The following is a 25,699-nucleotide window of genomic DNA, read 5'->3' on the forward strand; positions in this document are numbered from 1 at the left end:
CGGGCCCAAAAGTGGCACGGAGTGCCTATTCTGCGCCCCGGGAGAGCCGGTGGTCGAGTGCTGTGAAGCGTCTGCCGGCCGAGACGGTACGCACCGCCTGGCCGATGGCGCGCCGCGAGCCCACCAGGACAACCAGCTTCTTCGCCCTGGTCACAGCCGTGTAGAGCAGGTTGCGTTGAAGCATCATCCAGGCCCCGGTGGTGACGGGAATCACTACGGCTGGATACTCGCTCCCCTGTGAGCGATGGATGGTCACCGCGTAGGCATGGGACAGCTCATCGAGCTCGTCGAAGTCGTAGTCGATCTCCTCGTCCTCGTCGGTGCGCACGGTCAGCTTCTGTTCGACGCTGTCCAGTGCGGTAACGACCCCTACCGTGCCGTTGAAGACACCGTTGGCGCCTTTGTCATAGTTGTTTCTGATCTGGGTGACCTTGTCGCCGACCCGGAAGGTCCGGCCGCCGAACCGGCGCTCGGGCAGATCGGGGCGAGCGGGGGTGACCGCCTGCTGGAGCAGTCCGTTCAGCGCCCCGGCCCCGGCCGGCCCGCGGTGCATCGGGGCGAGCACCTGCACATCCCGTCTCGGGTCGAGGCCGAATCTGGCCGGGATCCGCCGGGCCACCACATCCACGGTGAGGCGGCCCGCCTCCTCCGAGTCCTCCTCGGGGAAGAGGAAGAAGTCCGGCAGGCCCTGAGTGACCGGCTGCTCTCCGGCGTTGATCCGGTGCGCGTTGGTCACCACTCCGGACTGCTGGGCCTGGCGGAAGACCCGGGTGAGCCGCACCGAGGGGACCGGGCTGCCGGCCGCCAGCAGATCCCGCAGCACCTCCCCCGCCCCGACGCTCGGCAACTGGTCCACATCCCCGACGAAGAGCAGATGCGCGCCGGGCGGCACCGCCTTCACCAGCTTGTTGGCCAGCAGCAGATCGAGCATCGACGCCTCGTCGACCACCACCAGATCGGCATCCAGCGGCCGGTCCCTGTCGTACGCGGCGTCACCGCCCGGCTTGAGCTCCAGCAGCCGGTGGACGGTGGAGGCGTCGGCACCGGTCAGCTCCGCCAGCCGCTTGGCGGCGCGGCCGGTCGGCGCCGCGAGCACCACCTTCGCCTTCTTCGCCAGGGCGAGGGCCACCACCGAGCGCACGGTGAAGGACTTGCCGCAGCCGGGACCGCCGGTCAGCACCGCGACCTTCTGAGTCAGGGCCAGTTGGACCGCCTGCTGCTGCTCGGGCGCCAGGTCGGTGCCGGTCGTGGCGGTGAGCCAGGCCAGCGCCTTCTCCCAGTCCACCTCCCCGAACGCGGGCAGCCGATCCTCCGGTCCGCGCAGCAGCCGCAGCAACTGGGCGGCGAGCGATATCTCCGCGCGGTGGAAGGGCACCAGATAGACGGCTTTCACCGGTTCGTGGTCACCGTCGGCGGCCGGCACCTCCTCCCGCACCACGCCTTCCTCGTCGGCCAGTTCACCGAGGCAGTCGATGACCAGGCCGATGTCCACCTGGAGCAGCTTCACCGAGTCGGCGATCAGCCGCTCCTGGGGCAGGAAGCAGTTGCCCTGGTCGGTGGCCTGCGAGAGGGCGTACTGGAGTCCGGCCTTGACCCGCTCCGGACTGTCGTGCGGTATCCCTACCGCCTGGGCCAGCCGGTCGGCGGTGAGGAAGCCGATGCCCCAGACATCGGCGGCCAGCCGATAGGGCTGGTTCTTCACCACGGAGATGGACGCGTCGCCATAGGTCTTGTAGATCCGCACGGCGATGGACGTGGAGACACCCACGCCTTGCAGAAACACCATCACCTCCTTGATCGCCTTCTGCTCGTCCCAGGCGGCGGCGATCAGCCGGGTGCGCTTGGGACCGAGTCCGGGGACCTCCACCAGGCGCTTCGGCTCGGTCTCGATGACATCGAGGGTGTCGGTGCCGAAGTGATCGACGATGCGCTCGGCGATCCGCGGACCGATGCCCTTGATCAGCCCCGACCCCAGGTAGCGGCGGATGCCCTGGATCGTGGCCGGCAGCACCGTCGTGTAGTTCTCCACGGTGAACTGTTTGCCGTACTGCGGATGGGAGCCCCAATGACCGTGCATCCGCAGGGATTCACCGGGCTGCGCGCCGAGCAGCGCGCCCACCACCGTCAGCAGGTCGGCGGAGCCGCGGCCGGTGTCCACCCGGGCGACCGTGTAGCCGTTGTCCTCGTTGGCGTAGGTGATCCGTTCCAGGACACCTTCGAGCACGGAGAGGTGCGTCGTCTCAACCATGCCTGGTCTCCCTTCCGGACGCGTTGGTGATCTGCTCAGAAGGTACCGCCCGGCACGGACAGCCCGTCAGCTCGTCGTCGCGACCTGTGGATAACTCTCCCGGTCCGCATGAACGCTGCCGAACACCGACGAGCACGACGAGCACTGACAAACACCGACGAAAACACAGAAAAGCGCAGAGAACACAGAGGAACACAGAGGAACACAAACGAAAGGGGCCCGGCACAAGGCCGGACCCCTTTCGCGTTCCCCCCACTTACCCCCGAAGCCCCCCTCGGGCGCACTACCGTCCGACTCCCTGAAACCCCTCCCGGGAGCCGTGATGCCATGTATGACCACCGACCCCCCGGAAGGGTTGTAGTACGAGCATCAAATTTCTCAAGATTTTTTCAGCAGACGTGCCGGAGGTACCGATCGGCGATCTCGGCGGCCACGTCGGCGCCCTCCCGCGCCCACAACGCCGGGCTGAAGATCTCCACCTCGACCGCCCCCCGATAGCCGGCCGCGTCGACCTGTTCCCGGAATCCCCGCAGGTCGACGCAGCCGTCACCGAGTTGGCCGCGGCCGAGCAGCACTCCTTCCGGCAGCGGCGTCACCCAGTCGGCGACCTGGAAACAGGCGATACGGCCGCCGGCCCCGGCCCGCACGATCTGCCCGGGCGCCCGGTCGTCCCACCACAGGTGGTAGGTGTCCACGACGACACCGACCTGAGCCGCCGGGAAGCGCTCGGCGATGTCCAGCGCCTGACCGAGGGTGGAGATCACACAGCGGTCCGAGGCGTACATCGGGTGGAGCGGTTCGATCGCGAGCCGGACCCGGTGGTCCGCCGCGTAGGGCGCCAGGACGGCGATGGCATCGGCGACCCGCTCCCTGGCGGCGGCGATGTCACGACCGCCGGCCGGCAGCCCGCCGGAGACCAGGACCAGGGTGCCGGTCCCCAGCGCCGCCGCCTCGTCGATCGCCGCCCGGTTGTCGTCCAGCGCCGCCGCTCTCTCCTTGGGGTCCGAGGCGGTGAAGAAGCCGCCGCGGCACAGCGATGTGACGGTCAGCCCGTTGTCCCGCATCAGTTCGGCGGCGCGTTCGACGCCGTACTCCTGTACCGGGGCCCGCCACAGTCCCACCTGGTCGACCCCGAGTGCGACGCAGCCCGCCGCGAGCTCGGGCAGCGACCACTGCTTGAGGGTCTCCTGGTTGATGCTCAGCCGGGTCAGGTCTCCCCCGCTCCCCCAACCCCCCCGGCTCTCCCGACCGCCGGCCTCGTCGCTCGTGCCGCCCATGCCGCTCACGCGTCCACCCCGTGGAGGGTGAGAAGCCGGCGCATCCGGTCCTCGGCGAGCGCCGGATCGGGGAACAGGCCCACCCGGTCGGCGAGTTCGTACGCCTTCGCCAGGTGCGGGAGAGATCGGGCCGACTGGAGGCCGCCCACCATGGTGAAGTGGGACTGGTGTCCGGCCAGCCAGGCGAGCAGCACGACGCCGGTCTTGTAGAAGCGGGTCGGCGCCTGGAAGAGGTGCCGGGACAGCTCCACGGTGGGGTCCAGGACGCTCCGGAAGCCGGCCGTGTCCCCTGTGTCGAGGGAGCTGACCGCGGACGCGGCCAAGGGCGCCACCGGATCGAAGATGCCGAGCAGGGCGTGGCTGAAGCCCTGCTCGTCGCCCTCGATCAGCTCCGGGTAGTTGAAGTCGTCGCCGGTGTAGCAGCGCACACCCTCCGGGAGGCGGCGGCGCAGGGCGATCTCACGGCCCGCGTCCAGCAGCGAGACCTTGATGCCGTCGACCTTGTCCGGCTGGGCGGCGATGACATCCAGGAAGGTCTCGGTGGCCGCGTCGAGGTCGGTCGAACCCCAGTAGCCGGTGAGGGCGGGATCGAACATCGGGCCCAGCCAGTGCAGAATCACCCGATCGGTTGATTGGCGCAGCAGACGTTCATACACCGCCAGGTAGTCGACGGGGCCTTTGGCCACGGCTGCCAGGGCTCGCGAGGCCATCAGGACCGGCTGGGCTCCGGCCTCCTCGACCAGCGCCAGTTGCTCCTCATAGGCGTCGACCACCTCACCGAGCGTCGCCGCGCCGGTGAGCTGGTCGGTGCCGACACCGCAGACGATCTGTCCGCCGACCGACCGGGCCTCGGCCGACGACCTGCGGATGAGTTCGGCCGCCCCTGCCCAGCCAAGCCCCATGCCCCGCTGCGCGGTGTCCATCGCCTCGGCCACGCCGAGTCCGTGCGCCCACAGATGGCGGCGGAAGGCGAGGGTGGCGTCCCAGTCGACCACCGCGGGGGCGTCGGTGGAGGCGTACAGCGGGTCCGCCACCACGTGTGCGGCGGAATAGACGACGCGACTGCGCAGCGGCAGTTTCGCGGCATAGGAGACCGCTTCCCGGCGGGGCACATAGGCACGTGGTTCGCCGGATTCCGATGGCAGCAGGATGGTCACAGCGACAGCTCCGGAACCTCGACGCGGCGGCCCTCGGCGGAGGAGATGAGGCCGAGCTCCGCCAACTGCATTCCCCTGGCGCCGGCCAGCAGATCCCAGCGCCACGGCTCGTCGAGCACCACATGCCGCAGGAACAGCTCCCACTGTGCCTTGAAGCCGTTGCCGAACTCGGCGTTGTCCGGCACCTCCTGCCACTGCTCGCGGAAGGACTCGGTGGCGGGCAGATCCGGGTTCCACACCGGCTTGGGCGTGGCGGAGCGGTGCTGCGCCCGACAGTTGCGCAGCCCGGCCACCGCTGACCCATGGGTGCCGTCCACCTGGAACTCCACCAGCTCGTCGCGGTTGACGCGCACCGCCCAGGACGAGTTGATCTGGGCGATCGCCCCGCCGTCCAGTTCGAAGATGCCGTAGGCGGCGTCGTCGGCGGTGGCGTCGTACGGCTTGTCCCGCTCGTCCCAGCGCTGGGGGATGTGCGTGGTCGTGAGCGCCTGCACCGTGCGCACCCGGCCGAAGAGCTCGTGCAGTACGTACTCCCAGTGCGGGAACATGTCGACGACGATGCCGCCGCCGTCCTCCGCGCGGTAGTTCCACGACGGTCGCTGGGCGCTCTGCCAGTCCCCCTCGTGGACCCAGTAGCCGAACTCACCGCGGACGGAGAGGATCCGGCCGAAGAAACCGCCCTCGATCAGGCGCCTGAGTTTCAGCAGACCGGGGAGGAAGAGCTTGTCCTGCACCACCCCGTGCTTGATCCCGGCCGCCTCGGCGAGCCTGGCGAGCTCCAGTGACCCCGCCAGGGTGGTGCCGGTGGGCTTCTCGCAGTAGATGTGCTTGCCGGCCGCGATGGCCTGCCGCACCGCCGCCTCACGGGCCGCGGTCACCTGCGCGTCGAAGTAGATCTCCACCGACGGATCGGCGAGCACCGAGTCGAGATCGGTCGTCCAGTGTTCGATGCCGTGCCGCTCGGCCATCGCTTCGAGGGCGCTCGCACGCCTGCCGACGAGCACGGGTTCGGGGATCAGGACATCGCCGTCGCCGAGGTCGAGCCCTCCCTGGTCCCGCAGGCTCAGGATCGAGCGGACCAGGTGCTGCCGGTACCCCATGCGCCCGGTGACGCCGTTCATGGCGATCCGCATCGTCCTGCGTGTCATGGCTGCTCTCCTCGGAGCCGGTGGCGATCCTTCGGAAGGGATCAATAGCAAGCGCTTTCTGTCCGCCAAGCTATCCGGCCCCGGCGACCAGGGCAAGACCGGCCCCCCGCCATGCGAACGGGGTCTCGTGACGCTGACGCGTCCGCCGGCGGGGTCGGCTCCCGCCGCCGACCGGCGGACCCCGCCGCGGCGGCGGAATGAGAGCATGAGCCGCGCCGGATCGCCGCCTCCTCCGGGAATCGGCGGCCACCGGTACCGCAGCCGCCACGCCCTGAGGAGGACCGGACCGAGATGGCAGTGACCCTGGCCGATGTGGCAGCGCGGGCGGGGGTGTCGTCGGCGACCGTCTCCCGGGTCCTCAACGGCAATTACCCGGTGGCCGGCAGTACCAGGGAACGCGTCCAGCGGGCGGTCGAGGAACTCGACTACGTCGTCAACGGCCAGGCCCGCGCGCTCGCGGCGGCCACCTCGGACCTGGTCGGCGTGCTGGTCAACGATGTCGCCGACCCCTTCTTCGGCCTTGTCGCGAGCGCCCTCCAGAGCGAGATCGGCACCGGCGGCACCGGGCGGGCGGGCGGCAAGCTCGCGGTGGTCTGCAACACGGGGGGATCGCCCGAGGCCGAGTTGACGTATCTCACCCTGCTGGAAAGGCAGCGGGCGGCCGGGGTGGTGCTCACCGGCAGCGCGGTGGAGAACGAGGCGCACACCACCGCGGTGCTCGCCCGGCTGACCCGGCTGGCCGCCTCGGGCACCCGGATCGTGCTGTGCGGCCGGCCTCCGCTGGTCGCGGGCGACGACCCGCTCGGCGTGCTGACCGTCGCCTTCGACAACCGCGGCGGGGCCCGTCGGCTGACCGAGCATCTGCTGTCGCTCGGGCATCGCCGGATCGGTTACGCCGCCGGGCCGGCCGAACGCAGCACCACCCGGCACCGTCTTGAGGGCCATCGGGAGGCGCTGGCGGCGCACGGCCTCGGTCCGGCCGGCGGGGCCGGGGACACGGCGGAGCTGACGGTGCACGGCCGCTACGACCGGGCCTCCGGCTACGACGCCGCGCTCGAACTGCTCCGCAGAGAGCCGGGGACGACGGCGATCGTCGCCGCGAACGACACCGTGGCATTGGGGGTGTGCGCGGCGCTGCGAGCCGGCGGATTCGACATTCCGGGTGATGTGTCCGTGGTGGGTTTCGACGATCTGCCGTTCAGCGTCGACGCGTCGCCCGCGCTGACCACGGTGCGGGTTCCGCTGCTGGCGGCGGGGATGCTGGCCGGGCGGCTGGTGATGGGGCGTCAGGAACCGCCGCCTGGTGGCGTGACGACGGTCGGCACGGAGCTGATCGTCCGCGGTTCCACGGCGCCACCGGCGCCACCGCGTCGTTGAGGTTGTCCACAGGCCGGTCCGGGGGATTGCGCGCCCGGTCGTCGCACCCGGATATCGTGGGTGCTGTCGGCGGACGTCACCCGGGGGCCGCGGCCGCTGGAGGGCCGTGCGGGCGCGTGCGGCGGACGCCGGCGGGCGGATCGAACGGGTTGACCAGGTGGTGCGGGTTCCGGTTCGGGTACGGGTGACGCCGGGTGGACCGGGCGAACCCGACCCTCGGGTTGACCGGGCAGACTGATAGCTAGCGCGGACCGGTTGATCGGGAGGGCCGCGCCGCGCATTGCCGGGCAGGGCACTAGTGTCCGGCACATGAGACTCGCCTTCTCGACCCTCGGGGTCCCAGCACTGCCCGTCGACCAATTGGTCCGGCTCGCGTCGGAGCACGGCTACAACGGCGTCGAACTCCGGGCGAGCGAGGAGGGTCCGGTCCACACCGGGCTCTCGGCCGGTGAACGCGCCGCTGTGGTGGGGCAGTTCGCGGACGCGGGCGTGGAGATCCTCGCCGTGGCCGCCTACGCCAAGGTGGCCGCGCCCGGGGACGACGAACCGGTGCTGGAGGCGATCAGCGACGCGATGACCCTCGCCGCCGACCTGGGCGCCCCGTTCGTCCGGGTCTTCCCCGGCGGTGGGGACCTGCGCCCGGCCGAGGCGGACCTGGTGGCGGCGCGGCGGCTGGCGGCGGCAGCGCCGATCGCCGGCGACCTCGGAGTGCGGGTGCTGTTGGAGACACATGACTCACACCCTTCCGGCGGCGACGTGGCGAGGGTGCTCGGCCTGGTGGGGCATCACTCGGTGGGCGCCATCTGGGATGTGATGCACACCTGGCTCGCCGGGGAGCAGCCGTACGCGACCTACCCGGCGCTCGCCCCCTATCTGGGATATGTCCAGGTGAAGGACATCGCCTCGGCTGCCGACACCACGCCATTGCCGCTGGGGGCGGGGGTGCTGCCGCTGGCGGAGACGGTGGAGGTGCTCAGCCGGGCGGAGTGGGACGGCTGGCTGTGCTGGGAGTACGAGAAGAGGTGGTACGCCGACGCGGCGGAGTTGCCGGAGCTGCTGGGACCGGGCCGGGAGCGCCTGGCGCGGCTCCAGATCGAGTCGGCCTGAGCGGTCGACCGCGGCCGGGCGGAACCGGAAGAGGCCGGCGTCCGTCCCATCGGCATGGTGACGGTGAGGATGCGCGGAGGGTGGCAGACCACGTTGCTGGTCGCCTCGTTGACGATGGTCGCCGCCGGCTGTGGCGGGCGGTCTTCTGCGGTGGGATCCCCGGACACGCCGACCGCGAGGACCGCGCCGAGTCGGGTCGTGTACTTCTCGTCGTCCGCGCCCACAGCGGTCGGGGCACATGAGCTGCTGCACGATCAGGGGGAACTCAGCCGGTTCGCCCAGCGGGTGGCGGCGCGGTCTCCGCGGACGTCCGAGGAGATCGTGGCGGCGGGGAAGGCGACGGACTTCTCCCGGAGCGCGCTGGTCGGCTGGACGGCGGGGACCGGATGCAGCGCGGCGACCTCGGCGAGTCTGGTGGTGTCGGGCTCGCGGCTGTCGCTGCGGGTGGTCCAGCCCGACCCGCCGCAGGAGTGCGTGCGGGCGTTCGGGATGACGGCGGTCTTCGAAGTGCCGAAGGAGAAGGTGCCGCCGCACCCCGCGTTCGGCTGACGTCTCCGGTGGTCGGGGGCCCGCGGCGGCGCGCGCCGCGGCCCCCCGGTGGGCGGAGGCGTGGCCGGAGGGTCACACGGTTGTGCTCAGCTCACCGGTGAAGGTACGCCACAGCTCGGCGTAGCGGCCGTCACGGGCCAGCAGCGACTCATGCGTACCGTCCTCGATCACCTGGCCGTGGTCGAGGACCACCACCCGGTCGGCGCGGGCGGCGGTGCTGAGCCGGTGGGCGACGACCAGCGTCGTACGGCGGGTGGCGAGCCGGTCGGCCGCCTGGTTGACCAAGCCTTCGGTCGCCAGGTCGAGGGCCGCGGTGGCCTCGTCCAGCAGCAGGACGGCCGGATCGACCAGTTCGGCCCGGGCCAGCGCGATCAACTGCCGCTGACCGGCGGAGAGATTGCGGCCCCGCTCGGCGACCTCGTGCAGATAGCCGCCCTCCAGGGTGGCGATCATCGCGTCGGCGCCCACCGCGCGGGCCGCCGCCTCCACCTCGGCGTCGGTGGCGTCCATCCGCCCGTAGGCGATGGCGTCACGGACGGTCCCGGCGAAGAGGTAGGGCTCCTGGGGGACCACGCCGAGCTGCCCGCGGTATGCGGTGAGGTCGAGCTCACGGATGTCCACGCCGTCCGCCAGCACCGCGCCGTCGGTCGGGTCGTAGAACCGCGCGACCATCTTGACCAGGGTGGACTTGCCGGCGCCGGTCTCGCCGACGAAGGCGACGGTCTGCCCCGCGGGCACCCGCAGGGTGACGCCGGCCAGCGCCTCGGCCCCTTCGGCGCCGGCGCCCCCGTAACGGAAGTGCACATCGCGGAAGGTGATCTCGCCGCGCAGCCGCGGCACCGGACGCGGGTTGACGGCGGCCGGCGTGGCCGTCGGCTCGTGCAGCAGCTCACGGATCCGGCCGAGCGAGACGGATGCCTGCTGGTAGCCGTCGAAGACCTGGGAGAGCTGCTGCACAGGGGAGAAGAACAGATCGATGTAGAGGAGATAGGCGACCAGGGCGCCCACGGTGAGCGTCCCTGAGGTGATCCGGTGCGCGCCGACGGTCAGGATCAGGGCCGCCGCCACGCTGGACAGGAGCTGCACGAAGGGGAAGTAGACGGAGATGAGGAACTGCCCGCGCACCCGGGCCGTGCGGTACTCCTCGCCGCGCCGCCGGAAGCGCTCCTCGCCGCGCCGCTCACCGCGAAAGGCCTGGACGATCCGCAGCCCGGCGACGTGTTCCTGGAGGTCGGCGTTGACCACGGCGACCCGCTCGCGGGCGAGCTCGTACGCCTTCTTGGATCTGCGCCGGAACACCCAGGTGGCGATCACCAGCAGCGGCAGGGTGGCGAAGACCATCAGGGCGAGCTGCACATCGATGACGAGCAGGGCGACCAGAATGCCGACAAAGGTGAGCAGGCTGACCAGCGCGGTGACCAGACCGGTCTGGAGGAACGTGGACAGCGCGTCCACGTCGGTTGTCATCCGGGTCATGATCCGCCCGGCCAGCTCACGCTCGTAGTAGTCGAGTCCGAGGCGGTGGAGCTGCGCGAAGATCTTCACGCGCAGGGAGTACAGGACCCGTTCGCCGGTACGGCCGGTGAGCAGCGCCGAACCCCACTCCACCACCCACTGGGTCAGCACCAGACCGAGACCGAGCAGCGAGGCGACCCACACCGCGCCGAGGGCGGCCTGCCGGACACCGGCGTCGATGCCGTGTCGGATCAGCACCGGCAGAAGCAGTCCGGCCACGGCGTCCACCGCCACCAGCAGCAGGCTCACCAGCAGCGGGGCGCGGAAGCCGCGCAGCAGACTGCCGAGGCCGAAGGTGTGGTCGGCCTCCCTCGCCCGTTCCTCGTCCACGTCGGGGGTGTCGAGGGCGGGTGGCAGCGCGGCGACTTTGGCGAGCAGCTCGGGGGTGGCGGGCATGCCGGCCAGCGCGCCCGCCATGGCTCCCGGGCCGCCGGGTCCGCCGCGGGGCGGCCGCGCCACCGCCGGGGCACCCGATCGCCGGTCCGCGGCGTCGTCGGGAGCGGTGCGCCGGTCGGCCGGCCACAGCGCGGGGGTGACACCGGCGACGACCGGTTCTTCGATGTCCAGGTCGCCGACGGTGCCGGCCGGGTCCACGTCCACCACATCGGCGCCGAGGGCGTCGGGGTCGGTGAGCAGGGCGCGGTACAGGGGGCTGCGCAGTTGCAGCTCCTCATGGGTGCCGATGTCGGCGAGCCGGCCCGCGTCCAGCACGGCGATCCGGTCGGCGAGCGCGAGTGTCGAGCGGCGGTGGGCGATCAGGATGGTCGTCCGGCCGCGCATGACCTCGCGCAGGGCGTCGAAGATCTCGGCCTCCACCCGGGCGTCGACGGCGGAGGTGGCGTCGTCGAGCAGCAGTAGCCCCGGGTCGGTGAGGATGGCGCGGGCGAGGGCGACCCGCTGCCGCTGACCGCCGGAGAGGGTGAGGCCCTGCTCGCCCACCACCGTGTCGTAACCGTCCGGCAGGGCGGTGATGAAGGTGTGGGCCTGGGCGGCCTTGGTGGCGGCGAGGATCTGCTCCTCGGTGGCGTCCGGGTGGCCGAAGGCGATGTTGGCCCGGACCGTGTCGGAGAACAGGAAGCTGTCCTCGGGGACCAGGCCGATCACCGAACGGAGCGAATCGAAGGAGAGCTCCCGGACATCGGTGCCCGCCACGCGCACCGCGCCGCCGGTGACGTCGTAGAACCTGGGCAGCAGCAGCGAGACGGTGGACTTGCCGGAGCCGGAGGAGCCGACCACGGCGACCTTCTCCCCCGGTGCGACATGCAGGTCGAAGCCGTCGAGGACGGGCCGGTCCTCGGTGTAGCCGAAGCTCACCCCGTCGAAGTCGACGGTCGCGGGCACGTCGTCGGGCAGCGTGCGGGTGCCCTCCGTGAGGGTGGGCTCGGTGTCGATCAGTTCGAAGACGCGCTCGACACCCGCCCGGGCCTGCTGGCCGACGGTGAGGATCACGGTGAGCGTCCGGACCGGACCGGTGAGCTGCGCGAGGTAGGTGGAGAAGGCGACGAAGGTGCCCAGGGTGATCTGGCCGCGGGTGGCCATCCAGCCGCCGAGCGCCAGCATGCCGACCTGGCCGAGGGAGGGCACGGCCTGAAGTGCCGGGGTGTAGCGCGCGTTGAGCCGGACGGTGCGCAGCCGGCCGGCGAAGAGCCGGCGGCTGACCCGCTCCAGCTTGCCCATCTCCTGCTGCTCCTGGCCGAAGCCCTTGACCACGCGGACGCCGGTCACCGAGCCGTCCACGATGCCCGCCACCGCGGCGGCCTGCCCCTGGGCGTACCAGGTGGCGGGGAAGAGCCGCTTGCGCGACCTGGAGGCGATGAACCACAGGGCCGGGGCCACCGCCAGCGCGACCAGGGTGAGCAGCGGCGAGAGCGTCAGCATCACCACGAGCGAGAGCAGGAAGAGCAGCAGATTGCCGATCACCATCGGCAGCATGAAGAGCAGGCCCTGGATGAGCTGGAGGTCGCTGGTGGCCCGGCCGACGACCTGGCCGGTGCTCAGCTCGTCCTGTCGGCGCCCGTCGAGCCGCATGATCGAGTGGAACATCTCGTTGCGCAAGTCGTACTGCACATCGAGGGCGAGCCGGCCGCCGTAGAAGCGCCGTACATAGGTCAGCACGTACACCACGACGGCGGCGGCCACCAGGGCGATCGCCCACGGCAGCAGCGGCTTGTCGTGCTTGACGATGACGTCGTCGATGATCAGCTTCGGGACCAGCGGGACCAGCGCGGTGACCGCCATGCCGCCGAGCGAGGCGCCGAATGCCAGCAGCACCTCGCTCTTGTACCGCCAGCAGTACCTGCTCAGTCGCCGGAGCCAGCCCTGGCCCGGTTCGTCCTCGGCGCTCGTCACGCGGTCCTCCCACTGTTCGTCGGACGCCACGGCCGACCGCTTGCTCGCCGTCCGCCCGTCCCATGCCCGACGCTGCAACGCGCCGGGCTGCACGTTTCATCCTCTCGCAACAAAACCAACGACGAAGGTCGTACAAGAGTGCGACTTTCGTCCTCATCCTTTCGAGTGGTCCGGTCCGGTGCCGGGACGACCGTCAGCGCGCCGCCGCGATCTGCCGGGCCATGATCGTCGTCAGCTCGTACGCGGTGTGGGAGGCGGCGACGGAGGTGATCTCGGCGTGGTCGTAGGCCGGGGCGACCTCCACCACATCCGCCGAGACGAGTCGGCAGCCGGACAGGCCGCGCAGGATCTCCAGCAGTTCACGGGAGGTCAGCCCGCCGGCTTCCGGGGTGCCGGTGCCGGGGGCGTGGGCCGGGTCGAGCACGTCGATGTCGACGGAGATGTACAGCGGCCGGTCGCCGATCCGCTCGCGGAGCTGCTGCGCGACCTCGTCCACCCCTCGGCGCATCACGTCGGCCGAGGTGACGATGCCGAATCCCATCCGCTGGTCGTCGTCCAGGTCGCTCCGGCCGTAGAGCGGTCCACGGGTGCCGACGTGGCTGAGGGCGGAGGTGTCCAGGATGCCCTCCTCGAAGGCCCGGCGGAAGGGCGTGCCGTGGGTGTAGGCGGCGCCGAAATACGTGTCCCACGTGTCCAGGTGCGCGTCGAAGTGCAGCAGTGCCACCGGACCGTGTCTGCGGGCCACCGCGCGCAGCAGTGGAAGGGCGATGGTGTGGTCGCCGCCGAGGGTCATCAGCCGGGAGCCGGCGGCGAGCAGGTCGTCGGCGGCGGCCTCGATGGTCTCGATCGCCTCGTCGATGTCGAAGGGGTTGGCGGCGATGTCACCGGCGTCGGCGACCTGGGCGAGCGCGAAGGGCGAAGCGTCCTGGGCCGGGTTGTACGGGCGCAGCAGCCGGGACGCCTCGCGGACGGCGTTGCCGCCGAAGCGCGCGCCCGGCCGGTAGGAGACGCCGGCGTCGAAGGGCACGCCGACCACCGCGACGTCCGCGGCGCCGACCTCGTCCAGGCGCGGGAGCCGGGCGAAGGTCGCGGGGCCCGCGTAGCGCGGGATCCGCGAGGAGTCGACGGGGCCGCGCGGCTGTGCGCTGCTCATGGGGGCTGCCTTCCTGGTGGGGGCGGGGTTCGCGGGCGACCCTACGGGCCAAGCCGGGCCGCCGGAATGTACGTTTGCTCCAATTCGGGCCGGTCTTTGCGCCGCGGTGTCGATCCCGGCGGCGGTTGCGTGACCCGGTTGTCCACAGGCCGTCGCCCGCCGCGACGCGCGGCGCGGGACAATGAGCGCATGCCCATGGATCCAGCGCCCGTCGCCCCCAGCCGTCAGGACCTCGCCGCCCATCTCATCCGGACCCGGATAGCCGGGGACGTCGCGACCAGCCGTGAGAACAACCTCGACCATTACCGCGCGCTCGCGGAGGGCAACCGCTATTTCTGGCTGGGGCTGGATCTCGGCGACCGCTGGACCGACCCGGGTGACGTGCTGGAGCTGATGGTGGAGCGTTGCGGAGTGATCGCCGACCCCGCGCATCGGTTCGGGCAGGACACCATAGACGCCGAGCTGACGATCGACGCGCTCGACCGGATGGGTGAGGCGCTGCACAAGGCGGTGCGCAACGGCTCCCGGGTGCTGCTGGCCACCGGGCACCCGGCGGGCATGTTCGCCGTGCACCACGAGCTGGCCGCCGCGCTGCGGGACGCGGGGTGCGCCGTGCTCGCCCCCGCGGAGCACTTGTACGCCGACGGTGGGGAGATACGTCAACTGGCCGGCGTGTCGATGCTCCACCGGGGCGGCGGCCTGGTGCACACGCACTCCCCCGATCCGATGGAGCAGATCCTGGACGCGCTGGAGCGGGACGGCGAGCCACTGCCGGATCTGGTGATAGCCGACCACGGATGGGCGGGGTGCGCGGGCGGTCGCGGGCTGGAGACGGTGGGCTTCGCGGACTGCAACGACCCGGCGCTGTTCGTGGGTGAGGCGGAGGGCCGCATCCTGGTGAGCGTGCCGCTCGACGACAATGTGGCGCCGCACTATTACGCGCCGATGACCGCGTATCTGCTGGACGCGGCCGGACTGGCGCCGAGCTCCCGCGTGTAGGGGTGGCTCAGCGGCGCGGCACGCGGATCAGGCCCTCCTGGATCACGGACACGGCGAGGCGTCCGTCGCGGGTGTAGATCCGGGCGGTGCCGAGGCCCCGCCCGCCGGAGGCCGACGGGCTCTCCTGGTCGTAGAGCAGCCATTCGTCGGCGCGGAAGGGCCGGTGGAACCACATGGCGTGGTCGAGGCTGGCGCCGACGACGTCGCCCACCGCCCAGCCGCCGCGGCCGTGGGCGAGCAGCACGGAGTCGAGCAGGGTCATGTCCGACACATAGGTGGCCAGGCAGACATGGAGCAGCGGGTCCTCGGCGAGCTTGCCCCGGGTGCGGAACCACACCTGGGAGCGCGGTTCGCGGACGACGCCGGCGGTGAGGAACGGCGGGGCCGCCACGTAGCGGAGATCCACAGCCGCGCGGGCTTCGATCAGCCGGTCCACGATGGTGGGGTCGGCGAACGTGGCGGCGTGCGCGGGCAGTAGTTCCTCGGCGCTCGGCAGCGTCTCCGGGTCGGGGGCGTACGGCATCGGCTCCTGGTGTTCCAGACCCGCCTCATGGGTCTGGAAGGAGGCGGAGAGGTGGAAGATCGCCTGGCCGTGCTGGACGGCCACGACCCGCCGGGTGGTGAAGGAGCGGCCGTCACGGATGCGGTCCACCTGGTAGACGATCGGCGCGCCAGGGTCTCCCGGCCGCAGGAAATAGGCGTGCAGGGAGTGCGCGCCGCGCTCCTCGGGCACGGTGCGGCCGGCGGCGACCAGGGCCTGGGCGGCGACCTGGCCGCCGAAGACCCGCGGTACCACCGCCGACCGGCTGAGGCCGCGGAAGATGTCCCGGTCGATCGGCTCCAGGTCCAGCAGATCGAGCAGGGATTCCAGTGCTGGCGGAGTCTCGGCGGCGGCCTCGTCCGGCAGCTTCACAGGCCCATCGACTTGGCGATGATCGACTTCATGACCTCGCTGGTCCCGCCGTAGATGCGGTTGACGCGGTTGTCCGCGTACAGGCGGGCGATCGGGTACTCGTTCATATAGCCGTAGCCCCCGTGCAGTTGGAGGCAGCGGTCGATGACGCGGCCGGCGACCTCGGTGCAGAAGAGCTTGGCCGAGGCGGCGTCCGCCGCGGAGAGCTCGCGAAGGTCGTGGGCTTCCAGGGCGCGGTCCACGACGGCCTGCGCCGCGTCCACCTCGGCCTTGCAGGCGGCCAGTTCGAACTTGGTGTTCTGGAAGGAGGCGACGGCCTTGCCGAAGACCACCCGCTCCCGTACGTAGTCCTGGGTGAAGCGGATCGCGGCGGCCGCCTGCGCGTAGGCGCCGACCGCGATGCTCAAGCGCTCCTGCGGCAGGTTCTGGCCCAGGTAGGAGAAGCCCTTGCCTTCCTCGCCGAGCAGGTCCTCGACGGGCACCCGGACGTCGGAGAAGGAGAGTTCCGCGGTGTCCGAGGTCTTCAGGCCGATCTTGTCGAGCTTGCGGCCGACCGCGTAGCCCTCGGACTTGGTGTCGACGATGAAGAGCGAGATGCCGGCCCGGCGGTCGTCGGGGTCGGCCGGGGCGGTGCGGGCGCAGACGATGACACGGTCGGCGTGGACACCGCCGGTGATGAAGGTCTTGGCGCCGTTGAGCACGTAGTGGGTGCCGTCGGCGGAGAGCTTGGCGGAGCTCTTCATGCCGGCCAGGTCGGAGCCGGTGCCGGGCTCGGTCATGGCGATGGCGAACATGATCTCGCCGGTCGTGAAGCCGGGCAGCCAGCGCTTCTTCTGCTCCTCGGTGGCGTATGCCATCACATAGGGCAGGCAGAGGCCGACATGGACGCTGCTGCCGCCGAAGCTGACACCGGCCCGGGCGCATTCCTCGGCGATCACGGCCTGGAACTTGAAGCTGTGCTCGCCGGCGCCGCCGTACTCCTCGGGCACCTCGATACCGAAGACGCCCAGCTCACCGAGTTTGTAGTAGAACTCGCGCGGGGCCTGTCCCGCCGCCAGCCACTCGTCGTAGACGGGGACGACCTCGCCCTCGATGAAGGCCCGGATCGTCTCGCGGAACGCCTCGTGGTCCTCGTTGAACACCGTACGACGCACAGCGCGCCTCCCCTTTGGCCGGCGACGACCGGTGCCAGAATGCGGGGGCGGCCGCTCGTCAAATCATCACGAAAGAACAATAAGCAAGCGCTCAGTAAGTTACCGGTCGGTCGGCGCCGCTGTCCAGAGCGCCCCTGCCGCCGGAACGGGGCCCGCCGTCCAGCGCCTCCAGGGCACTCAGCGCCAGCCGGTGGAGCAGGGCGGCCATGCTGGCACGATCCGGCAGCCCGGCCTGGCCGCCGAGGTGCGGGGTGGAGTTGAGCAGACCGAAAACGGCGTGCACGGCGGCCCGCACCTCCAACTCGGTGGCCTCCGGATGGACCCGGCGCACCACGGCGACCCATTCCTCCACGTACTGCCGCTGGAGCTGACGGACCAGCTTGCGGTCGGAGTCGCGCAGCCGGTCCAGTTCGCGGTCGTGCAGGGTGATCAGCGGCCGGTCGTCGAGGGCGAAATCGATATGGCCGTGGATCAGCGCGTCGAGCGCCTGCTCCGCGTCGTCGGTCTCGGCCACCCGCATCCGGCCGGCGGCCAGCAGCCGGTCGCTGATGCCGACCAGCAACTCGGCGAGCATCGCGTCCTTGCCCGCGAAGTGCCGGTAGAGGCCGGGGCCGCTGATGCCCACAGCGGCGCCTATCTCGTCCACGCCGACGCCGTGGAAACCGCGCTCGGCGAACAGTCGCGCGGCCTCCCGGAGGATCTGCTCGCGCCGGTTCTCTGCGGTCTTGCTCGGGTTCATGGAATTGAGTCTAGACAATCCTGTTAGCGAGCGTTAACGTAAAGACATCACGTTAACGCTCGCTAACATCCCCGGGGGGCCGAACCATGGCAGCACCCGCCCTGTCCAGCGCCGCCGATCCGGCGTCGCAGGCGTTCCGCGCCAACACAGAGGCACATGCCGCACTCAGCGCCACGCTGCGCGACAAGCTCGCCACCGCACGCCTCGGCGGCGGCGAGAAGGCGCGCACGCGGCACACCGCGCGCGGCAAGCTGCTGCCCCGTGACCGGGTCGACGGGCTGCTCGACCCCGGCTCGCCTTTTCTCGAACTGGCTCCGCTCGCGGCAGAGGGGATGTACGACGGCCAGGCACCGGCCGCCGGAGTGATCGCCGGCATCGGCCGGGTCTCGGGCCGCGAGGTCGTCGTGGTGGCCAACGACGCCACGGTCAAGGGCGGCACCTACTACCCGATGACGGTGAAGAAGCATCTGCGGGCCCAGGAAGTGGCGCTCGACAACAGACTGCCGTGCGTCTATCTGGTGGACTCCGGCGGCGCCTTCCTGCCGCGCCAGGACGAGGTCTTCCCCGACCGCGACCACTTCGGCCGGATCTTCTACAACCAGGCCACCCTGTCCGCCCGCGGCATCCCGCAGATCGCCGCGGTGATGGGCTCCTGTACGGCCGGCGGCGCCTATGTGCCCGCGATGAGCGACGAGGCCGTGATCGTGCGGAACCAGGGCACGATCTTCCTCGGCGGCCCGCCGCTGGTGAAGGCCGCCACCGGCGAGGTGGTCACCGCCGAGGAGCTGGGCGGCGGCGAGGTGCACGCGCGTGTGTCGGGTGTCACCGACCATCTGGCGGAGGACGACGCGCACGCGCTGAGCATCGTGCGCGACATCGTGGCCACCCTGCCGGACCGCGACATGCCCCCGTGGACCGTGCGACCCGCGGAGCCACCGGCGGTGGATCCAGCGGGGCTGTACGGGGCGGTGCCGGTGGATTCCCGTACGCCGTACGACGTGCGGGAGGTGATCGCCCGGCTGGTGGATGGCAGCCGGTTCGCCGAGTTCAAGGCGGAGTACGGCGCGACGCTGGTCACCGGGTTCGCCCATGTGCAGGGGCACCCGGTGGGGATCGTCGCCAACAACGGCATCCTCTTCGCCGAATCCGCTCTCAAGGGGGCGCACTTCATCGAGCTGTGCGATCAGCGCGGCATCCCGCTGCTCTTCCTCCAGAACATCTCGGGGTTCATGGTGGGCCGTCAGTACGAGGCCGGGGGCATCGCCAAACACGGCGCCAAGATGGTCACCGCGGTCGCCTGCGCCCGGGTGCCGAAGCTGACCGTGGTGATCGGCGGCTCCTACGGCGCGGGGAACTACTCGATGTGCGGCCGCGCCTACAGCCCCCGTTTCCTGTGGATGTGGCCCAACGCCAAGATCTCGGTGATGGGCGGCGAGCAGGCCGCCTCCGTGCTGGCCACGGTCAAGCGGGACCAGTTGGCGGCGGCCGGCGAGAAGTGGAGCGAGGAGGCCGAGGAGGAGTTCAAGGCCCCGATCCGCGAGCAGTACGAGACCCAGGGCAACGCCTACTACGCCACCGCCCGGTTGTGGGACGACGGAGTGATCGACCCGCTGGAGACCCGCACCGTGCTGGGGCTGGCCCTGACCGCCTGCGCCAACGCCCCGCTGCCCACCGCCGATCCGACCGCGCCGCGCTACGGCGTCTTCCGGATGTGAGCGCCATGACCGACTCCGGGACACCCGCCGTGAACACCTTGCCGCCGTCAACACCGTCCGCCCCGTCAACCCCGCCGACGCCCGGCACACATGGGGCGCCCGCAACGCCCGCAACAGGATCCAGCGCGGCCACGACGCCCCCGCCCGCGGGAGCGGGCGGCACCGTCCCGGTGGCCGGTGCCGCGCCTGGCGCGGGCCTGGGGGCCGGGGCCGCCATGTTCGACACCGTGCTGGTCGCCAACCGCGGTGAGATCGCGGTCCGGGTGCTGCGCACGCTGCGCGAGCTGGGGGTACGGTCGGCGGCCGTCTTCACCGAGGCGGACGCCGACGCGCGCCATGTCCGGGAGGCGGACACGGCGGTGCGGGTGAGCAGTTATCTCTCGGCGGCCGAGCAGGTGCGGGCCGCCGCCGTGGCGGGCGCCGCGGCGGTCCACCCCGGCTATGGCTTCCTCGCGGAGAACGCGGGCTTCGCCCGGGCCTGCGCGGCGGCCGGGCTGGTCTTCATCGGCCCGCCGGCCGAGGCGATCGAGCTGATGGGCGACAAGATCCGCGCCAAGCAGCGGGTGCGGGCCGCCGGGGTACCGGTGGTGCCCGGCAGCGACGGCAGCGGGCTGACCGATGCCCAACTGGCTGAGGCGGCGCGGGAGATCGGGATGCCGGTGCTGCTCAAGCCGTCGGCGGGCGGCGGCGGCAAGGGTATGCGGCTGGTGCGGGACGCCGAGTCGCTGGCCGAGGAGATCGCGGCGGCCCGGCGCGAGGCGCTCGGCTCCTTCGGTGACGACACCCTGCTGGTGGAGCGGTGGATCGAGCGGCCGCGGCACATCGAGATCCAGATCCTCGCCGACGGCCACGGCTCGGTGGTGCACCTCGGGGAGCGCGAGTGCTCCTTGCAGCGGCGGCACCAGAAGGTGATCGAGGAGGCGCCCTCGGTCCTGCTGGACCCGGCGACCAGGGCCGCGATGGGCGAGGCCGCGGTGCAGGCCGCGCTGAGCTGCGGCTATACCGGCGCAGGCACCGTGGAGTTCATCGTGCCGGGCGATGACCCGGGTGCCTACTTCTTCATGGAGATGAACACCCGGCTCCAGGTGGAGCATCCGGTGACCGAGCTGGTGACCGGGCTCGATCTGGTCGCCTGGCAGCTTCGGGTGGCCAGTGGCGAGCGGCTGGACTTCGGCCAGCCGGACGTCACGTTGACCGGGCACGCCATCGAGGCGCGGATCTGCGCGGAGACGGCACGGCCGGACGGTGGCCGGGTGGACTTCCTGCCGTCGGCCGGGACCGTGCTGAAGCTGGTCGACCCGAGCGGGCCGGGGGTACGGGTCGACTCGGGGCTGGCTGCCGGGACGGAGGTGGGGACCTCCTATGACCCGATGCTGGCCAAGGTGATCGCCTATGGCCCGGACCGGCCCACGGCGCTGCGCAGGCTGCGGGCGGCCCTGGCCGACACGGTGGTGCTCGGGCTGGACACCAACACCGGCTTCCTGCGGCGGCTGCTCGGTCATCCGGCCGTGGTGGCGGGCGAGTTGGACACCGGGCTGATCGACCGGGACGCGGCGGGGCTGGTGCCGGCCGAGGTTCCGGACGAGGTCTACCAAGTGGCGGCGCTGCTGCGGCAGCGGGCGCTGGCTCCGGCGCCCGGCGCGGGCGGCTGGACGGACCCGTTCTCGGTGCCCAGTGGTTGGCGGCTGGGCGGTGAGCCGGCCTGGACCGTGCACCACCTGCGGGTGCCGGGGCGCGATCCGGTCACCGCGCGGGTCAGGGACGGGCTGGTGCGGGTCGGTGACGGCGCGGCCGTGGAGGCGCGGCTCGTCGTGGACGGGGAGCGGGCCCTGCTGCACCGCGAGGGCACGGTGCTCGCCTTCCACCACGCCGGCGAGTGGCTGGGCCGGGACGGCGACGCCTGGCAGGTGCGCACGCACGACCCGGTGGCCGCCGCCCTGCGGGGCGCCGCGAGCGGTGCCGGCGGCGGCGCGCTGACCGCTCCGATGCCGGGCACGGTGACGGTGGTGAAGGTGGCCAAGGGCGATGAGGTGACGGCCGGCCAGAGCCTGCTGGTGGTGGAGGCCATGAAGATGGAGCATGTGATCACCGCCCCGCACGGCGGGACCGTCTCCGAAATAGACGTCACCGTGGGCACGGCGGTGACGATGGACCAGGTGCTGGCCGTGGTGACCCCGGCCGTCACCGCCCGGGTGGAGCCGGGCGACGTGGCCGGGCCTTCCGAGGCCGCCCCCGGGGAGGCGTCATGACCGGGACCACCCCGGACGCCCGGACCGGGTCACCCGGCGCGGTGTCCCCCGACCCTCTGGGCGGCGGCTCTCCCGTCACCGGCGCCGGCAGCGCTCCGACCGGTTCCGGCCCCGCCCGCACCGCGGGCGACGAGACCCCGGGCCCCGGCGGAGCCGCCGGCAGCTCCGCGGGGATGCTGGCCGCCGGATTGCCGATGGCGGTGCCTTTGGAGGGGCTGCCGGCGGAGGTGCGGATCCATGAGGTCGGTGCGCGGGACGGGTTGCAGAACGAGAAGTCGACGGTGCCGACGGAGGTGAAGGCCGAGTTCATCCACCGGCTGGCCGCGGCGGGGCTGCGCACGATCGAGGCGACCAGTTTCGTCCACCCCAGGTGGGTGCCCCAACTGGCCGACGCCGGCGACTTGATGCCGCTGCTGGCGGAGCTGGCCGGGCGGGAGCCCGACCTGCGGCTGCCGGTGCTGGTGCCGAACGAACGGGGGCTGGAGCGGGCGCTGGCGCTGGGCGTTCGGGAGATCGCGGTGTTCGGCAGCGCCACGGAGTCCTTCGCCCGGGCCAATCTCAACCGGACGGTGGACGAGTCGCTGGCCATGTTCGAGCCGGTGGTGGCGAAGGCGAGAGCGGCCGGGGTCCAGGTCCGCGGCTATCTGTCGATGTGCTTCGGCGACCCCTGGGAGGGCCCGGTGCCGATCGCCCAGGTCGCCGGGGTGGCCAGGCACCTCCACGAGATGGGCTGCGCCGAGCTGAGCCTCGGCGACACCATCGGGGTCGCCACGCCGGGCCATGTCACCGCCCTGCTCGATGAGTTGACCCGCCACGTCCCGGTCGCCCGGCTGGCCGTGCACTTCCACGACACCTACGGCCAGGCGCTGTCCAACACGCTGGCCGCGCTGCGGCGGGGGGTCACGGTGGTGGACGCGTCGGCCGGCGGGCTCGGCGGCTGTCCCTACGCCAAGAGCGCCACCGGCAATCTCGCCACCGAGGACCTGGTGTGGATGCTCCAGGGACTCGGCATCAGGACCGGGGTCGACCTCGGCCGCCTCAGCGCCACAAGCGTCTGGATGGCGGAGCACCTGGGACGGCCCAGCCCGTCCCGTACCGTCCGCGCCCTTACCCATGAGGAGCAGTAGCCATGTCTATCGACCACCGGTTGTCCGATGAGCACGAGCAGCTGCGGTCAACGGTCGCGGAGTTCGCCCGGGACGTGATCGCCCCGAAGATCGGCGAGTTCTACGAGCAGGGGGAGTTCCCCTACGAGATCGTCCGGGAGATGGGGCGGATGGGGCTGTTCGGGCTGCCGTTCCCCGAGGAGTACGGCGGCATGGGCGGGGACTACTTCGCGCTCGGGCTGGCGCTCGAGGAGCTGGCCCGGGTGGACTCGTCGGTGGCGATCACACTGGAGGCGGGGGTGTCGTTGGGGGCGATGCCGGTGTTCCGGTTCGGCACCGAGGAGCAGAAGCGCACCTGGCTGCCCAAGCTCTGCTCGGGCGAGATGCTCGGCGCGTTCGGGCTGACCGAGCCGGAGTGCGGTTCGGACGCGGGCGGCACCCGGACCACCGCGAAGCTGGACGAGGCCACCGCCGAATGGGTGATCAACGGCACCAAGTGCTTCATCACCAACTCGGGGACCGACATCACCGGGCTGGTGACGGTGACGGCGGTGACAGGCCGTACGGAGGAGGGCAAGCCGCGCATCTCGTCGATCATCGTGCCGTCGGGGACACCCGGGTTCACGGTGTCGAAGAAGTACAGCAAGGTCGGCTGGAACGCCTCGGACACCCGGGAGCTGTCCTTCGCCGACTGCCGGGTGCCGGCCGCCAATCTGCTGGGTGCGGAGGGCCGGGGGTACGCCCAGTTCCTGCGCATCCTGGACGAGGGGCGGATCGCGATCTCCGCGCTGGCCACCGGCCTCGCGCAGGGATGTGTGGACGAGTCGCTGGCGTACGCGCGGACCCGGGAGGCCTTCGGCCGGCCGATCGGGGCCAACCAGGCGATCCAGTTCAAGATCGCCGACATGGAGATGCGGGCGTACACCGCGCGGTTGGCATGGCGGGACGCGGCGGCGCGGCTGGTGCACGGGGAGCCGTTCAAGAAGGAGGCGGCGCTGGCGAAGCTGTACTCGTCGGAGATCGCGGTGACCAATGCCCGGGAGGCCACCCAGATCCACGGCGGATACGGGTTCATGAACGAGTATCCGGTGGCCCGGATGTGGCGGGACTCCAAGATCCTGGAGATCGGCGAGGGCACCAGCGAGGTCCAGCGGATGCTGATCGCGCGTGAGCTGGGGATGGCGGGTTAGGGGCACCGCCCGCGGAGCCGGGTCCGGCGACCAGGGCCAGCCAGGTCCGGGGGCCGGGCCAGGGCCTGCCAGGGACAGGGCCGGGCGCCGGGGCGGGAGCCAGCCGCCGGGACGAGAGCCGGGCGGCTCAGCTCGCCGGCCAGCTCACGTCGGGCGACCGGTAGTAGGTGATGCCCAGGGTGTCCCAGCGCGGGGCCTGGGCGGCCAGCCGCACCCGGTAGGCGTCCCAGTCGTGGGTGGCTGCCGGGGACCAGCCGAGTTCGGCGATCCCCGGCAGCCTCGGGAAGGCCATGTAGTCCAGGTCGGCGGAGGTGGTCAGGGTCTCCGTCCACAGCGGGGCCTCCACCCCGTAGACCGCCGAGGCCGGGACGCCCTGCACAAAGGTCGCCGGGTCCCAGTCGTAGGAGTCCTTCACCTCCACATAGCCCGCCCAGCTCTTGCCGAGCGTGGTGGACGGTGTGTACTTCATGTCGAGGTAGGCCCGGTTCGCCGGGGACATGATCAGCCGGGTGCCCGCCTGGGCCGCCGCCGCGACCTCCTGCTCGTCGCCCGCGGTGCCCCAGTACTGGGCGATGGTGCCCGGCGCCGGGTGTGCCGCGTCGATCTGGTGCCAGCCGATCACCGACTTGCCGTGGTCGGCGACGAGCTGCTGCACCCGGTCGACGTAGGCGACGTAGTCCGACGCGCTGGTGGACTGTGCCTCGTCGCCGCCGATGTGCAGATAGGGCCCGGGGGTGAGGGCGGCGACCTCGCCGATCACCTGGTCCATGAAGGCGTACGTGCCGGGCCGGGCCATGCACAGCGAGCTGAAGCCGACGCCGGTGCCGGTGTAGAGCGGCGGGGCGGTGTCGTCGCAGGTGAGCTCGGGGTAGGAGGCGAGGGCCGCGTTGGTGTGCCCGGGGCCGTCGATCTCCGGCACGACGTCGAGGAAGCGGGCGCTCGCGTAGCGGACGATCTGCCGGTAGTCGTCCTTGGTGTAGAAGCCGCCGGGGCCGCCGCCCACCTGGGTGCTGCCGCCGTAGCCGGTGAGCCGGGGCCGGGCGTCGACCGCGATCCGCCAGCCCTGGTCGTCGGTGAGATGCAGATGCAGCGCGTTGATCTTGTAGAGGGCCAGTTGGTCGATGAACCGCTCGACCTGGGCGACGGTGAAGAAGTGCCTGGCCACGTCGAGCATGGCCCCCCGGTAGGCGTACCGGGGCACGTCACGGATCTCGGTGCTCGGCACCGTCCAGGCGGTGCCATGGACCACCGACCGGCTTTCGATCGGCGCGGGCAGCAGTTGCCGCAGGGTCTGCACGCCGTGGAAGAGTCCGGCGGCGCTCCGGGCGCTGATCAGCACGGAAGCCGACGAGGTCCGCAGCCGGTAGCCCTCGGTGCCCAGGCTCTCGTCGGGGTCGCCGAGCGCCAGCACCACGCCGGCGGAATCGTCCGCCGCGCCCTCGACGACCGGCAGCGGATAGCCGGTGGCGGGCCGCAGCAGCTGGGCGGTGTAGTCCGCCACCCCCCGGGCCGCGCCGCCGGCATCGCCGGCCACCTCGATCCGGGTCCCCGCGCCGATCAGGAAGCTCCCCGCGCCCGGCAGCACCGAGGCCGGGACGGGTACCACCCGGGAGGTGACCGCCGCGGCCCCCGGATCGACGGCGGCCCGCCCGCCGGACCCCCCGCCGGAGCCCCCGGACGTGGCCGCCCACGCCCCGGCCGCCGAGACGCCGCCCGCCAGCATCACCGCACACAGCACCCGCAGCAGCGGCCCG

Annotated in this window: 18 protein-coding genes; 8 read left to right on the forward strand and 10 right to left on the reverse strand. The window is 71.7% G+C overall.

Going from position 1 to position 25,699, the window contains the following annotated elements; genetic code table 11:
* Positions 1 to 25 precede the first annotated feature (25 nt).
* From OG519_RS10710 to OG519_RS10725, 4 genes are all read right to left on the reverse strand, one after another.
* Positions 26 to 2,248: an ATP-dependent RecD-like DNA helicase gene (locus OG519_RS10710; protein ID WP_405581789.1), complete on the reverse strand. Its 2,223-nt coding sequence runs from the start codon at positions 2,246 to 2,248 to the stop codon at positions 26 to 28.
* A gap of 389 nt (positions 2,249 to 2,637) precedes the next feature.
* Positions 2,638 to 3,525, reverse strand: coding sequence for a sugar phosphate isomerase/epimerase family protein (locus tag OG519_RS10715; RefSeq protein ID WP_405592622.1), 888 nt, complete (start codon positions 3,523 to 3,525; stop codon positions 2,638 to 2,640).
* A gap of 5 nt (positions 3,526 to 3,530) precedes the next feature.
* Complete coding sequence (locus tag OG519_RS10720) at positions 3,531 to 4,682, reverse strand: dihydrodipicolinate synthase family protein (RefSeq protein ID WP_405581792.1); 1,152 nt, start codon at positions 4,680 to 4,682, stop codon at positions 3,531 to 3,533.
* On the reverse strand, positions 4,679 to 5,830 hold the full coding sequence (locus OG519_RS10725; RefSeq protein WP_405581794.1) for a Gfo/Idh/MocA family protein: 1,152 nt from the start codon (positions 5,828 to 5,830) through the stop codon (positions 4,679 to 4,681). The genes OG519_RS10720 and OG519_RS10725 overlap by 4 nt, the downstream gene beginning before the upstream one ends.
* Positions 5,831 to 6,121: 291 nt before the next feature.
* On the opposite strand from OG519_RS10725, the gene OG519_RS10730 reads away from it, so the two are divergent.
* The 3 genes from OG519_RS10730 (at position 6,122) to OG519_RS10740 (ending at position 8,863) form a co-directional block, all read left to right on the forward strand.
* Positions 6,122 to 7,207: a LacI family DNA-binding transcriptional regulator gene (locus OG519_RS10730; protein ID WP_405581797.1), complete on the forward strand. Its 1,086-nt coding sequence runs from the start codon at positions 6,122 to 6,124 to the stop codon at positions 7,205 to 7,207.
* Positions 7,208 to 7,516: 309 nt separating this feature from the next.
* A complete protein-coding gene (locus OG519_RS10735) occupies positions 7,517 to 8,314 on the forward strand; it encodes a sugar phosphate isomerase/epimerase family protein (protein WP_405581799.1) in 798 nt (265 codons plus the stop codon).
* Between the two features lie 69 nt (positions 8,315 to 8,383).
* Positions 8,384 to 8,863 (forward strand): hypothetical protein, encoded by a 480-nt coding sequence (locus tag OG519_RS10740; protein ID WP_405581801.1) that lies wholly within the window; start codon positions 8,384 to 8,386, stop codon positions 8,861 to 8,863.
* Between the two features lie 72 nt (positions 8,864 to 8,935).
* Here OG519_RS10740 and OG519_RS10745 read toward each other — a convergent pair whose 3' ends face one another.
* Together OG519_RS10745 and speB are read right to left on the reverse strand one after the other, a co-directional pair.
* Positions 8,936 to 12,757, reverse strand: coding sequence for an ABC transporter ATP-binding protein (locus tag OG519_RS10745; RefSeq protein ID WP_405581803.1), 3,822 nt, complete (start codon positions 12,755 to 12,757; stop codon positions 8,936 to 8,938).
* 163 nt (positions 12,758 to 12,920) lie between these two features.
* Positions 12,921 to 13,880 carry an agmatinase gene (speB, locus tag OG519_RS10750; protein ID WP_405581805.1) on the reverse strand — a complete coding sequence of 320 codons (960 nt, stop codon included), beginning with the start codon at positions 13,878 to 13,880 and terminating at the stop codon, positions 12,921 to 12,923.
* Between the two features lie 189 nt (positions 13,881 to 14,069).
* Here speB and OG519_RS10755 point away from each other — a divergent pair, with 189 nt between their 5' ends.
* On the forward strand, positions 14,070 to 14,879 hold the full coding sequence (locus OG519_RS10755; protein ID WP_405581807.1) for a phosphatase: 810 nt from the start codon (positions 14,070 to 14,072) through the stop codon (positions 14,877 to 14,879).
* Between the two features lie 7 nt (positions 14,880 to 14,886).
* Here the strand turns inward: OG519_RS10755 and tesB are convergent, their stop codons facing one another.
* From tesB to OG519_RS10770, 3 genes are all read right to left on the reverse strand, one after another.
* Positions 14,887 to 15,786 (reverse strand): acyl-CoA thioesterase II, encoded by a 900-nt coding sequence (gene tesB / locus OG519_RS10760; RefSeq protein ID WP_405592623.1) that lies wholly within the window; start codon positions 15,784 to 15,786, stop codon positions 14,887 to 14,889.
* Between the two features lie 2 nt (positions 15,787 to 15,788).
* The gene (locus tag OG519_RS10765; protein ID WP_405581809.1) at positions 15,789 to 16,946 is read right to left on the reverse strand and encodes an acyl-CoA dehydrogenase family protein; all 1,158 of its coding nucleotides are present in this window, start codon (positions 16,944 to 16,946) and stop codon (positions 15,789 to 15,791) included.
* Between the two features lie 91 nt (positions 16,947 to 17,037).
* A complete protein-coding gene (locus tag OG519_RS10770; RefSeq protein ID WP_405581812.1) occupies positions 17,038 to 17,685 on the reverse strand; it encodes a TetR/AcrR family transcriptional regulator in 648 nt (215 codons plus the stop codon).
* Positions 17,686 to 17,771: 86 nt separating this feature from the next.
* Here OG519_RS10770 and OG519_RS10775 point away from each other — a divergent pair, with 86 nt between their 5' ends.
* The 4 genes from OG519_RS10775 (at position 17,772) to OG519_RS10790 (ending at position 23,945) form a co-directional block, all read left to right on the forward strand.
* Positions 17,772 to 19,400, forward strand: coding sequence for a carboxyl transferase domain-containing protein (locus tag OG519_RS10775; protein ID WP_405581815.1), 1,629 nt, complete (start codon positions 17,772 to 17,774; stop codon positions 19,398 to 19,400).
* A 215-nt stretch (positions 19,401 to 19,615) separates the two neighbouring features.
* Positions 19,616 to 21,649 carry a biotin carboxylase N-terminal domain-containing protein gene (locus OG519_RS10780; RefSeq protein ID WP_405581818.1) on the forward strand — a complete coding sequence of 678 codons (2,034 nt, stop codon included), beginning with the start codon at positions 19,616 to 19,618 and terminating at the stop codon, positions 21,647 to 21,649.
* A gap of 173 nt (positions 21,650 to 21,822) precedes the next feature.
* On the forward strand, positions 21,823 to 22,776 hold the full coding sequence (locus OG519_RS10785) for a hydroxymethylglutaryl-CoA lyase (protein ID WP_405592625.1): 954 nt from the start codon (positions 21,823 to 21,825) through the stop codon (positions 22,774 to 22,776).
* 2 nt (positions 22,777 to 22,778) lie between these two features.
* Complete coding sequence (locus OG519_RS10790) at positions 22,779 to 23,945, forward strand: acyl-CoA dehydrogenase family protein (protein WP_405581820.1); 1,167 nt, start codon at positions 22,779 to 22,781, stop codon at positions 23,943 to 23,945.
* A 127-nt stretch (positions 23,946 to 24,072) separates the two neighbouring features.
* Here OG519_RS10790 and OG519_RS10795 read toward each other — a convergent pair whose 3' ends face one another.
* On the reverse strand, positions 24,073 to 25,668 hold the full coding sequence (locus tag OG519_RS10795; RefSeq protein WP_405592627.1) for a beta-N-acetylhexosaminidase: 1,596 nt from the start codon (positions 25,666 to 25,668) through the stop codon (positions 24,073 to 24,075).
* Positions 25,669 to 25,699: the final 31 nt, after the last annotated feature.

It is taken from the genome of Streptomyces sp. NBC_01190 (assembly GCF_045039895.1).
GTDB lineage: Bacteria > Actinomycetota > Actinomycetes > Streptomycetales > Streptomycetaceae > Actinacidiphila.

What these genes read in the sequence shown, in the direction of transcription:
- OG519_RS10795 (WP_405592627.1), bottom strand. Translation starts at nt 25,668, where the DNA reads ATGCTGGCGGGCGGCGTCTCGGCGGCCGGGGCGTGGGCGGCCACGTCC.
- OG519_RS10740 (WP_405581801.1), top strand. Translation starts at nt 8,384, where the DNA reads ATGCGCGGAGGGTGGCAGACCACGTTGCTGGTCGCCTCGTTGACGATG.
- OG519_RS10755 (WP_405581807.1), top strand. Translation starts at nt 14,070, where the DNA reads ATGCCCATGGATCCAGCGCCCGTCGCCCCCAGCCGTCAGGACCTCGCC.
- OG519_RS10770 (WP_405581812.1), bottom strand. Translation starts at nt 17,685, where the DNA reads ATGAACCCGAGCAAGACCGCAGAGAACCGGCGCGAGCAGATCCTCCGG.
- OG519_RS10735 (WP_405581799.1), top strand. Translation starts at nt 7,517, where the DNA reads ATGAGACTCGCCTTCTCGACCCTCGGGGTCCCAGCACTGCCCGTCGAC.
- OG519_RS10785 (WP_405592625.1), top strand. Translation starts at nt 21,823, where the DNA reads ATGCTGGCCGCCGGATTGCCGATGGCGGTGCCTTTGGAGGGGCTGCCG.
- OG519_RS10780 (WP_405581818.1), top strand. Translation starts at nt 19,616, where the DNA reads ATGTTCGACACCGTGCTGGTCGCCAACCGCGGTGAGATCGCGGTCCGG.
- OG519_RS10715 (WP_405592622.1), bottom strand. Translation starts at nt 3,525, where the DNA reads ATGGGCGGCACGAGCGACGAGGCCGGCGGTCGGGAGAGCCGGGGGGGT.
- OG519_RS10775 (WP_405581815.1), top strand. Translation starts at nt 17,772, where the DNA reads ATGGCAGCACCCGCCCTGTCCAGCGCCGCCGATCCGGCGTCGCAGGCG.
- OG519_RS10710 (WP_405581789.1), bottom strand. Translation starts at nt 2,248, where the DNA reads ATGGTTGAGACGACGCACCTCTCCGTGCTCGAAGGTGTCCTGGAACGG.
- OG519_RS10790 (WP_405581820.1), top strand. Translation starts at nt 22,779, where the DNA reads ATGTCTATCGACCACCGGTTGTCCGATGAGCACGAGCAGCTGCGGTCA.
- OG519_RS10730 (WP_405581797.1), top strand. Translation starts at nt 6,122, where the DNA reads ATGGCAGTGACCCTGGCCGATGTGGCAGCGCGGGCGGGGGTGTCGTCG.
- speB (WP_405581805.1), bottom strand. Translation starts at nt 13,880, where the DNA reads ATGAGCAGCGCACAGCCGCGCGGCCCCGTCGACTCCTCGCGGATCCCG.
- OG519_RS10725 (WP_405581794.1), bottom strand. Translation starts at nt 5,830, where the DNA reads ATGACACGCAGGACGATGCGGATCGCCATGAACGGCGTCACCGGGCGC.